A 10,011-nucleotide genomic window follows, 5' to 3' on the forward strand; every position below is an offset into this window, starting at 1 on the left:
TGGAGCGGTCCCGGTTCCGTGGACAGCGGACCTGAAGTCCGCTGAGCCTTTCCCAGTAACCGTTGGTGGCAACGTGTAACCACAACGGTGTGTTCGGGTGATGGCCGTCAGGTGGTGCGGCCGTGCTCGGTGTGGAGGATCACGAGGGCGGCTTTCACAATCAGGCCGATCTTCCAAGGGCCGAGACTGACGTTGCGCAGGGCCTTGAAATACTTCAGGAGGGCGTTCGCGCGTTCGCCGACGCCCCGCAGCGCGTAGTGGATCATGTTGCGCTTCCTGTGGTCGTCGGGCAGGTCCTCGCCCGTGGGCTTCTTGTACGGGATCGCGACCTGGTCCTGTAGCCCTTCGTAACCGAGGTCGGCGAGGACCCCGCCGCCGGCGCCGCTCCACTCCGCGAGGACCGGCAGCGCGCCGGAGGCGCGCAGGGCGGTCGTGTCGTGCTCCCGGCCGGGCCGGACGTCGGAGACCCACAGCGGCCAGCCGTCGTCGGGGGCGGAGACGACCTGGACGTTGCCGCCGTGATTCTTGATTTTTCCGGACCACCAGAGGTCCACGCCCTTCGTCGGGCCGGGGGTGGAGACCTGGTCGGTCTTGATCACCGTGCCGTCGACCACGACGTGGTCGTAGCCCGCGGCTTTCGCGGCCAGCAGTGCGTTGCGCAGGTCAGGGGCCTGCCAGGCGAGGACCGCGACGCCCTCGTGGAGATAGCGGTAACCCGCCGAGGAACTGATGTCGTTGTCGTCGCACAGGTCCTTGATCCGGATGCCGTCACGGAACCAACGCAGTACGAGCACGGCCTGCGCCCACGGGGTGAGGGCGCGGGTCCCCTTCCGGGTGCCTCGACGCTCGCGCTCCGCGATCAGCAAGGTCGCCAGCCGGAGGACGGTGCTTTCGGAGAACTGCAGCTTGCCGACGTATGCGAGACTCATGCGCCCGCGGGGCCTCATCCTGACGTGGATCTGTCGAAGAACCTACTTCTTATCGAGACCCCGCGTCTTGCGTTTCGGCACCCCCGGGACCATCACAGTTCGTGATAACTACGAAGAGTAGCGAGTGGTTGCTGGGAAAGGCTCACTGTCCGAGGGGAAGGGGCGTCATGGGGTCAACACCCCGGAAGTGCACGCAGGAGTACAAAGACGAGGCGGTACAGTTGGTGCTCGAATCAGACCGGCCGTTGGCTGCGGTCGCGAAGAGCCTTGGCATCAACGACTCGACGCTGGGGAACTGGATGAAAAGGCGAAGAACAACAGCGAGAGCGAGGAGAAGCCGCTGTCGCTATCAGAGCGCGCCGAACTGATCGAACTACGCAAGAAATACGCGCAGGCGCAGATGGACAATGCCTTCCTAAAAACAGCGGCCTTCTTCGCGAGCCAGCATAAGTAAAATTCGATTTCATCGACGCACACGCTCCGAATACCCCGCCACCAGGCAATACATGGGTCTCGCATCCCGGACACCGTTGATACAGCGGGGTATCGCCAAGATCCGAGGCTACGGCTGTGCGCTCCGGAGGCTTCCACGGACGCTTCGCTGTCGGCCGATGCCCGGCGGCTGGCCGTGCGCCTCCTGTCCCGGCGCCGCGGAACCCGCCGCGGCCGGCACAAGCGGTGTCCGCGCGACGCATCCAGCGCTTCGCCGCTGGTCGCTATACGCTGGTGACCATGGTCGACTCCGGGGGTGTCTCGTCGCCCCGCTACCGGCGTCCGTACGCCGTCGCGGGCAGCCTCGACCTGCTCCGCGGCCCGGTGACCGGCGTGGTCCAGCTGCCCGCACACCTCGACTGGTCGGGTCACGCCGAATACGACCTGGACGCCCCGGGACGGATCATCGATCTCTACCGCGCCGTCCTCGTCGAAGCGGCTAACCCGCAGGACCTCTACGCCTACCTGAACGCAGCCGTGCTGCGCCGCCTCTGGGCGGTCCTTTGGCTACCGGCCCAACTCCGCCGGGCCTGGGATGAGAAGTTTCCCGTTCTTGCTGAAATCAGTCGAATTACCGCGATCGCCTAGAACTCATGGACGAAAACCACGAACGGATCACCCGAGTCGCACTCGCTGCGGGAAGACCGTACGGGCTTGCGCTCGCAGGTGGCTACGCCGTCCAGGCACACGGCATCGGTAGTCGCCCGAGCGGCGACGTCGATCTGTTCACCAGTTGGCGGCGACGGGACGAGTTCCCCGACCTGGTCACGGCTGTCATCGACGCGTTGGAAGAAGCGGGATACACGACGTCGATCGGGATGCGCGGCGAGACGTTCGTCCGAGTCATGGTGACCGACCCCGTCAACAGGCGGGCAGACAAGGTCGAAATCTCCGCCGACTGGCGTGCGCACGACCCGATCCAGCTCGACATCGGCCCCGTCCTGCACGCCGACGACGCCGTCGCCAACAAGATGTGCGCCCTGTTCGGCCGCGCCATGCCACGCGACTTCCTCGACGTCGACGCCGCCATCACCAGCGGCCGATACACCCGCGAACAGCTGCTCAACCTCGCCGCGCAGACCGACCCAGGCTTCGACCGCCTCATCTTCGCTGACGCCCTCGGCGCCCTCACCCAGATCACCGACACCGCCTTCGCCGAATACGACACCAAACCAGAAGCCGTCGCGGACCTGCGTCGACGCTTCGCCGAGCGGCGTCACCTCCTCCTCGCCAACCAGCCCCAGTGACAGCTCCTCGCCGCCCCAGCGACGGGCGCTCGATGGCGGCGGTGACTCTGGGGTGTGGAATCGTCCCTTCTGGTAACTGTCCGTAAGGGCGGTGGTAGGTGCGGCGCCGGTCCGGACGTCGAGCAGGGTCTGGAGGGTGCGTGTGTCCGCCGCTGCACGGCCAGCCGCCGCCCGTCCGCGGCCGGCGGTGGCGGTGGCGGTTCAATCGCCTACGATCACGGTCGCCAGAGGGGTCGAGGTGCCCGAAGCCGCCAGGTCTGCGGAACACTCGTTCGATCGGGTAGATGATGTGACGGTCGGCGTGGTCACTGGGTGTCGTCCCTGGTCAGGGCCCGAGTAGCGACGGGTCGGACGATGATGTCAGGGCCAGCAACCAAGATCAGTCGGTTCGGATGCCGCTGCACAGGGTCCACGCTCTCCCCTGCTGCTCGCTGATCTGACGATCAGCTTCGCCAAGTGCCTGAATCCGCAGGACCTTGGCCTCAATCGGACCGCCGGACCGCCGGACCGACGCTGCGTGGCTTGGCTGGCGGGTCACGACGCGTCCACGGGCACCGAACTCCACTCATGCTCGTCCCGTTGGGAGGTGCCAGGAGCTGGCGCCACCACGGCCGGCCAGCATTCTGACGGGCCCAGTGAAGTACGGACCGCGGCCGCGGCGGGCGCGTCGTGGCCGGTGCCGCCCTTTCGGGCAAAGTTGGGCCGCCGCGCGGGCGGAACGGGTCTGGACATCGTCGCGGGCTGTCCCACGTGTCGTCGTCACCTCACAATGAGGCTCGTCTCGCACGTGCGACCGGCGGCGCCGGCTGGCATCACGGCGAGCCGCGAACCGGGCTGGCTGCCCGCCGGCCGGCGGGCGCCCTGGGAGGCCAACGTGGACCACGACCGGCTGGATGTCCGGGATCCCGCCCTCACCCGCGGGCCCAGGGCGTCGGGCGCGGGCGGGCCCGCCGGGACGGTCAGCCACCCCGACGACCCGGGCGAGGACGAGCGATGACAATCGGTGCGCCGTCCCATACAGCCCCGCCGGTCGGGGCGCGCGAGCGTCATCGCCGGCCTGTCCTGGTGGAGACTCCGGATGCTGCCGACAACGCACCCGCCGCGCGGCTGTTGGCCCTGCAGCGCAGCGCCGGCAACAGGGCGGTCACGGCGCTGGTCCGGCTCGGAACCGACGCCCCTGGGCCCGCTGCCGTCCGACGGGTGCTTGTGGTCCAGCGGGAGCCGACACGGTCGGACCTGCTGGCCGCGCTGCGGGCGTCGATCGCGGCGGCGGACTGGAAGGACGTCGCGGTCCGGCTAAACGGGTTCAACGAGGCGGACATTAGAGACCTGTCCGCGAGGCTCTCCGTCGCGCAGGCCACCAACACCCGGGCCGCCGTCGAGGAGCACCTGGCCGGGTGGCCGCACCAGCCACTCATCCTGCAGAGCCTGGACGCGGGCAGGGCGCAGGTCGCCCGGCTGGGCGAGATCATGCACGCGTTCGATGCCGCGGCCACGCGCGGCGACTGGGCCGCCGCTGCGGTGCAGCTCACCCAACTGTCAGACGCGGACATGGCGCACCGCCTGGCACCACTGACGTGGCAGCAGAAGATGGAGCTAAAGGCCGTGTGCGGCGACAACGCCCGCATTCCGGCAGCCATCGAGCGCTCGGAGACCGCCCGGGTCGGCCGGGTGTTCGCCGCGTACGAGGCCGCTATCCGCGCCCATGACTGGAGGAGCGCGGTCGACCAGCTCAACGGCATGTCCCAGGCCGACATCAGGACCCGGGTGGCCGCGCTCGACGACAGGGCCCTCGCTGCGCTGGCGTCCGCGGCGCAGCCCGGCAACGCGCGGGAGCTGGTCCAGGCGGAGACGACCCGCCGTCGGCCAACGGAGATCGACCTCGACGCGGTGTCACCGGAGGAGCAGGAGCGCCTGCAGAGCCTGGGCATCCAGCTGCCGACGGTGTCGGCGGGCGCCGTGGACCCCCGGTCCGGGGCCAGCTATGTCGACCGGGCGGTGCAGGCCGTCGGGTATTCCATCTACCAGGGCGGTTTCGCCCTGTATCTCAACGGGATCGACATGCCGGTGCTTGTCCCAGAGCCGTACTTCGACTTCGGCGGTGGTTCGTACGCTCCCGCCGACGTGGCCACCTACGGGTCCCGGGAGGAGGCCGTCGCGGCGGTTCCCTTCGGGCCGCAGGCTCCCGGCCAGGCACGGCCCTACGCCTACTACCGGGCGGTCGGCGGTCTGACCGTGCCCACCATCTTCGCGGACGCGACGACGCCGCGGACAGTGCAGACCGCGCGGCAGGCGGTCCGCGAGCTCGTGCGCGAGGTCCAGCACGAGCTGGTCATCCTGGCCGTGACGCTCGTCGGCGGAATGGCGTTGCGGGCGGTGCTCCGACGTCTGGTCCGCGTAGGGGGCGGGGAAGGCGAGGCTGCGGCCGGCGCGGAGCTTGGCACCCCGGCTGCCCAGGCTCGCAGGTTTGCCCAGCAGCTGACGGACGAGGGAAAGCCGGTGGTGGCGAACATGGGCGGTGCGGGAGCGCCGCACGAGCCGGTCGACGCCATAAACATCAACAACCAGGCGGTCGCGCGACGCGGCATTCCCAACCATGTGAATGCCGACGCCGCCGATATCGGCGAGTTGTTCGACCCTGGCACGGTGGATCGCGTCGAAGCCTACAGAATGGCCCCCGAGGTAGTGGACTGGTCGCGCGGCGTTCCTGGGATCAAACGCGTGCTCCGGCCTGGCGGGACGTTCACCTACCGCTACCAGGGCGGGGGTAACGAAGACGCCCGACTCCTGGAGCGGCTGCTCCGGGCGAACGGCTTCAACGACGTGCAGAACCTTGGAGATGCGGTGGTGACGGCAACAAGGCCGTGATCGACTGTCCGTTCGGACGAAATTAGTTAGGTGCCCGGCGCGATGCACGTGGATCGGATCATCAGTCGGTAGATGAATGCGGCTGGCGAGCCCCGGGAGTATGTGTCGCATCCGGTGCGACGCACTTACTGGGAAGGCAGAAAGGTCAAGAACGAGACCATCACAAACGTCTCGCACCTCCCTCCGGTTGCTATCGAAATCCTCAGGAAGGCGCTCGCGGGTAGGACGCTTGTCGATGTCAAGAAAGACGTCGAAATTATCCGTTTGTTGTAAATGTTCGGTGAACCCGTGGGTGGCCGGGTGTGGGTCGGGCGTCGCTCTGGCCGCACGTTGACGAGATGTTGTCGCGACATGCCGGTCAGGCGCGTGATGTGCCTGTCGGTGATGGTGTGTGCCGGGCCGCGTGTCTCTCGCGCCGAACATGCGGAGGCCGGCGCCGAGCAGCTCCGGGCACGAGTCGAGGAACTGGGCGAGCAGGTCGCGGTACTCAGCCGGATGCTGTTCGGCCGTTCGTCGGAGAAGATCGGCCCGTCGCCGGCCGCGAGCGGCGGGCCAGGAGACCAGCCGGCTCCGGGCGGCGGACAGCCTGGGAAGCGCGGCCAGCGCAGGGTGAGCAAAGGGCACGGGCGGCGGGACTACTCCCACCTGGACACCCGTGAGGAGGTCCACGACGTGCCCGAGGGCGGACGGCCTGTTCTGGGTGCGGGGCGGCGTTCGAGCCTTTGGGGTCCGACGACAGCGAGCAGGTCGACTGGCGGGTGACAGCGACCCGGGTCCTGCACCGCCGGCGCCGGTACCGGCGCCGCTGCCCCGGCCCGCGGACGGTGACCGCGCCGGTGCCGGCGAAACCGGTCGCGAAGGGCCGGTTCACCGCCGGGTTCCTGGCCCGGCTGGCTGGCGAGCAGGCCCGCCGACCTGCCCGCCCTGCATACCTTCGTCGCAGGCCTTCGAGAACGACCATGAGGCCGTCGTCGCCGGACTGGCCCTGCCCTCCAGCAACGGCCCCATGGAGGGCGCCAACACCAGGACGAAAATGATCAAAAGAAAGACGAAACTGATCAAACGTCAGATGTACGGCCGCGCTGGCTTCTCCCTGCTCCGACAGCGGATCCTGCTCTCATGAACACCTATCACCGATTGTCACCACCGGAATCTTGACAGGAGGGCGAGATCGCCGTGCTGATCACTATGGGTGCAGGAAAATGGACTGGGTGTCCCGGTCAGCCGCTGGGTCTGCGATGCCGATGAGCTCGTTTTGACAGGATGGCGGACCCTGCTGGCTTATTTGGGGTCGTGAGGGTGAGTGGCTCGGCTGGCGCTGGTTGCGGGCCTTGACCGTGTCGGTGAGGCTGCTACGGGAGTTGGGCCGGTGTTGCGCGAGTGCGCGACACCCGGACCGGTCGTAGATCAGTGGGTCGGTGGTCGGGATGATGGCAGCCGTGTCGCTGCAGCCGAGACCCTGGCCCGAGGTCCCGCCGTTGACCGCGCAGGTCGCGCAGGCCGCGTTCCCGAAGGGGAACCTGGCGATGCGCATCCGTGACGAGCTCGGCGCGGTGTATGACGACGAGCGGTTCATGGGCGCGTTCGGGGTCCGGGGCCGGCCGGGGATCTCTCCGGGCCAGCTGATGATGGTCACGGTGCTGCAGTTCAGTGAGAACCTGACCGACCGGCAGGCCGCGGACGCGGTCCGCGACCGGGTGTCGTGGAAGTTCGCCCTCGGCCTCGATCTCGACGACGCCGGGTTCGACGCCAGTGTGCTCTCGGAGTTCCGTTCCCGGCTCGTCGCGGGGGATCTGGCGACCCTCGCGCTGGACGCGCTGCTCGAACGCCTCGCGGCCGAGGGGCTGGTGAAGGCGCGCGGGCGGGCGCGCACCGACTCGACGCACGTGCTCGGGGCGATCCGGCACCTGTGCCGCCTGGAACTGGCCGGGGAGACATTGCGCGCCGCGCTCGAGGCGCTGGCCAGCGCCGCGCCGGACTGGCTGACAGGAGTGATCGACGCGTCCTGGCAGGTGCGCTACGGGGCGCGGGTCGACAACCTGCACCTGCCCGAGTCCGAGACGAAACGCACGGCGCTCATGTCGACGGGCCTGTCCAGTTTTTCGTGTAAGGATGGGCGGGAATTGTCCTTACGGTGTGATTTGCTCGTCAATTAGTGAAGTGGGAGCCTGTCCGGGAACAGGATCACCATCGCGTTCAGCGCCTGCTTCCAACCCTGGGTGCCGGTCCCGTTCTCACCTCCGCGCTTGGTCGAGATATTCCGGATTCCCAGGTAGAGTCGACGCCCACGACCAGGTGCGCCGCCTTCATGGTGACGACCCCACGGTCCTTGACCCGGATCCGGATCGCATCCACATACATGATCGGATAGACGTCGTCGACGGGCCGGTTCTGCCAGGCCGTGATCTCGTCCGCCACCACATCTGTAATCGTGGAGATGAGTTCCCGGGACGCGGCAATCCCGTACACCTCGCCGCCGGGTAGCCCGGGGGAATTTCACCCCCGGGCTACCCGGCGGTGCGCCTCAATATCCCGGGTCGACATGCCCCGCGCATACAACGACAAGATCATCTCGTCGATCTGTCCGAGCCGACGCGCGCCTTTCGGGACGATCCGCGGCGCGAACTCGCCATTGCGATCCCACGGGACCGCGATCGTCACGGGGCCGGCGGTCGTGTGCACGGTCTTCACACCGTGGCCGTTACGCGAGTTCCCCGACCCGTTCCCCGAGGAATCCCCACGCTCATAGCCGAGATGATCCGACATTTCTGTTTCCAGGACGCGTTCGAGCACCGCCTTGGTCATCTGGGCCAGCAGCCCGTCCACACCATCAATCGGCGTCCCCGACGCCTCCGCGTCCGCCAACAGCCGATCGATCGCCTCCGGCTGCAATACCTCCGCCAGCCACGCCGCTGTGGCTACGTCAACCGCCGAACCAGCCTTTGTGCCGTTCAGCGAGGGTCCTTTCCGACCGAACCAGGTTCATCCCGACCTGGTCCATCCAAACCAACCCGTTCTTACGCGAACCATCTGATACCCCCATATCAGGCACTAGTCCTGGCCCGCTGATGGGGCTGGCGGTGTGAGGGGTTCGAGTCCCTCAGCAAACCTTGTAGTGATGACCCAGCAATAGTTGTACTAGCAGACTCGCAAATTTTGTACTGCTGGGCTCGCAGATTGTGTACCGTGGCTGTATGGCCACGTCAAGGTATGTTCCGCGGATCGCCGACGGGCGCTTGGCGAGTCTGTTCGCGGGGCTGCCCGCTGTCATGGTCACCGGCCCGCGTGCCGCGGGGAAGACGACCTCCGCCCGGCGGATCGCCAACGACATCCTGCGGTTGGATGACCCCGCGGTCGCCACGGCGGTTGCCGCGAACCCGGACGCGGCACTGCGCCGGGCGCGGGAACCAGTCCTCCTCGACGAGTGGCAGGAGGTGCCGGAGATCCTGGGCGCGGTCAAGCGCGCGGTCGACGACGATCCCCGTCCCGGCCGGTTTCTCCTTACCGGCAGCGTCGAAGCCGACTTCACGACCCGCCAGTGGCCCGGGACGGGTCGAGTCGTCCGGTTGGTGCTGCACGGCCTTACCCAGCGGGAGATCGCTCGCTCCGTCGATCAACCGGGTCTGCTGGATCTGCTTCTCAACTCGGACATCTCGCAACTGGGCATTTCTGGCCCGCCTCCGAGCCTGGATGACTACGTCGACCAGGCGTTGAGGAGCGGCTTCCCCGAGGCGGCCTTGAACCTGAGCGCATCAGGGCGACTCGTCTGGCTGGACTCCTACATCGATCACGTCGTCAATCGAGACGTGCTGGCCGCGGGGGAGCAACGGGACCCCGTACGACTACGTCGCTATCTCGAGGTTCTCGGGCTTTCAACGGCGGGCCTTCCCGCTGAGAGCACGGTCTACCAGGCTGCCGGAATCAACCAGAGGACCGCTGGCGCGTACGACCGGATCTTGGCTGCCCTCTACCTGACCGAACTCGTTCCTGCCTGGGCGACGAACCGGCTGAACAGGCTGACCAAACGGGCGAAGCGGTACCTGACCGATCCCGCGCTCGCGCTCGCCGCCGCCCGGGTGGACGAGCGGAGCGTCCTGCGGGACGGAGACCTGCTCGGCAGGTTGATTGACACCTTCGTCGTCGCCCAGCTACGACCGGAAGTGACCCTTCTCCACCCTCACGCCCGGTTGCACCACATCCGCTCCCGGGACGGCCAGGAGGTCGACGTCGTCATAGACCTCGGAGGAGGCGAAGTGATCGGGATCGAGATCAAGGCTTCCTCGGCGCCGACCGCTCGGGACGCCCGCCACCTCATGTGGCTGCGCGATCAGCTCGGCCCGGACTTCCGCGCGGGAGTCGTGTTCCACACCGGCCCGATTCCCTTCGATCTTGACGACCGGATCTGGGCACTGCCCATCTGTGCGCTATGGGCAGGCCGAACAGGGTAACCAGCCCGCGAGTAGCCATGATGCCGG

Annotated in this window: 9 protein-coding genes and 1 pseudogene; 8 read left to right on the forward strand and 2 right to left on the reverse strand. The window is 67.7% G+C overall.

Going from position 1 to position 10,011, the window contains the following annotated elements:
• Positions 1 to 107: 107 nt before the first annotated feature.
• Positions 108 to 929 (reverse strand): transposase family protein, encoded by an 822-nt coding sequence (locus MJ785_RS14765; protein WP_239311374.1) that lies wholly within the window; start codon positions 927 to 929, stop codon positions 108 to 110.
• Positions 930 to 1,096: 167 nt separating this feature from the next.
• Here MJ785_RS14765 and MJ785_RS14770 point away from each other — a divergent pair, with 167 nt between their 5' ends.
• From MJ785_RS14770 to MJ785_RS14800, 7 genes are all read left to right on the forward strand, one after another.
• Entirely contained in the window at positions 1,097 to 1,297 is a 201-nt protein-coding gene (locus MJ785_RS14770) for a transposase (RefSeq protein ID WP_239381383.1), read from the forward strand.
• 310 nt (positions 1,298 to 1,607) lie between these two features.
• The gene (locus MJ785_RS14775) at positions 1,608 to 2,009 is read left to right on the forward strand and encodes a hypothetical protein (protein ID WP_239311373.1); all 402 of its coding nucleotides are present in this window, start codon (positions 1,608 to 1,610) and stop codon (positions 2,007 to 2,009) included.
• A gap of 5 nt (positions 2,010 to 2,014) precedes the next feature.
• Positions 2,015 to 2,668 (forward strand): nucleotidyl transferase AbiEii/AbiGii toxin family protein, encoded by a 654-nt coding sequence (locus tag MJ785_RS14780; RefSeq protein ID WP_239311372.1) that lies wholly within the window; start codon positions 2,015 to 2,017, stop codon positions 2,666 to 2,668.
• Positions 2,669 to 3,437: 769 nt separating this feature from the next.
• Complete coding sequence (locus tag MJ785_RS14785; protein ID WP_239381373.1) at positions 3,438 to 3,665, forward strand: hypothetical protein; 228 nt, start codon at positions 3,438 to 3,440, stop codon at positions 3,663 to 3,665.
• Positions 3,662 to 5,536, forward strand: a complete 1,875-nt coding sequence (locus MJ785_RS14790) for a hypothetical protein (protein WP_239381375.1) — start codon at positions 3,662 to 3,664, stop codon at positions 5,534 to 5,536. Before MJ785_RS14785 ends, MJ785_RS14790 begins: the two co-directional genes overlap by 4 nt.
• 351 nt (positions 5,537 to 5,887) lie before the next feature.
• Positions 5,888 to 6,298 carry a transposase gene (locus MJ785_RS14795; protein WP_239381377.1) on the forward strand — a complete coding sequence of 137 codons (411 nt, stop codon included), beginning with the start codon at positions 5,888 to 5,890 and terminating at the stop codon, positions 6,296 to 6,298.
• 677 nt (positions 6,299 to 6,975) lie between these two features.
• Positions 6,976 to 7,692, forward strand: coding sequence for a transposase (locus MJ785_RS14800; RefSeq protein WP_239381379.1), 717 nt, complete (start codon positions 6,976 to 6,978; stop codon positions 7,690 to 7,692).
• Positions 7,693 to 7,813: 121 nt separating this feature from the next.
• Here MJ785_RS14800 and MJ785_RS14805 read toward each other — a convergent pair.
• Positions 7,814 to 8,440, reverse strand: a pseudogene (locus tag MJ785_RS14805) (transposase); the annotation flags it as partial.
• A gap of 290 nt (positions 8,441 to 8,730) precedes the next feature.
• On the opposite strand from MJ785_RS14805, the gene MJ785_RS14810 reads away from it, so the two are divergent.
• Positions 8,731 to 9,984, forward strand: coding sequence for an ATP-binding protein (locus MJ785_RS14810; RefSeq protein WP_239377246.1), 1,254 nt, complete (start codon positions 8,731 to 8,733; stop codon positions 9,982 to 9,984).
• Positions 9,985 to 10,011: the final 27 nt, after the last annotated feature.

The sequence above is a fragment of the Protofrankia sp. CiT1 genome, from assembly GCF_917627335.1.
GTDB lineage: Bacteria > Actinomycetota > Actinomycetes > Frankiales > Frankiaceae > Protofrankia.

What these genes read in the sequence shown, in the direction of transcription:
- MJ785_RS14765 (WP_239311374.1), bottom strand. Translation starts at nt 929, where the DNA reads ATGAGTCTCGCATACGTCGGCAAGCTGCAGTTCTCCGAAAGCACCGTC.
- MJ785_RS14770 (WP_239381383.1), top strand. Translation starts at nt 1,097, where the DNA reads ATGGGGTCAACACCCCGGAAGTGCACGCAGGAGTACAAAGACGAGGCG.
- MJ785_RS14780 (WP_239311372.1), top strand. Translation starts at nt 2,015, where the DNA reads ATGGACGAAAACCACGAACGGATCACCCGAGTCGCACTCGCTGCGGGA.
- MJ785_RS14785 (WP_239381373.1), top strand. Translation starts at nt 3,438, where the DNA reads ATGAGGCTCGTCTCGCACGTGCGACCGGCGGCGCCGGCTGGCATCACG.
- MJ785_RS14790 (WP_239381375.1), top strand. Translation starts at nt 3,662, where the DNA reads ATGACAATCGGTGCGCCGTCCCATACAGCCCCGCCGGTCGGGGCGCGC.
- MJ785_RS14795 (WP_239381377.1), top strand. Translation starts at nt 5,888, where the DNA reads ATGCCGGTCAGGCGCGTGATGTGCCTGTCGGTGATGGTGTGTGCCGGG.
- MJ785_RS14810 (WP_239377246.1), top strand. Translation starts at nt 8,731, where the DNA reads ATGGCCACGTCAAGGTATGTTCCGCGGATCGCCGACGGGCGCTTGGCG.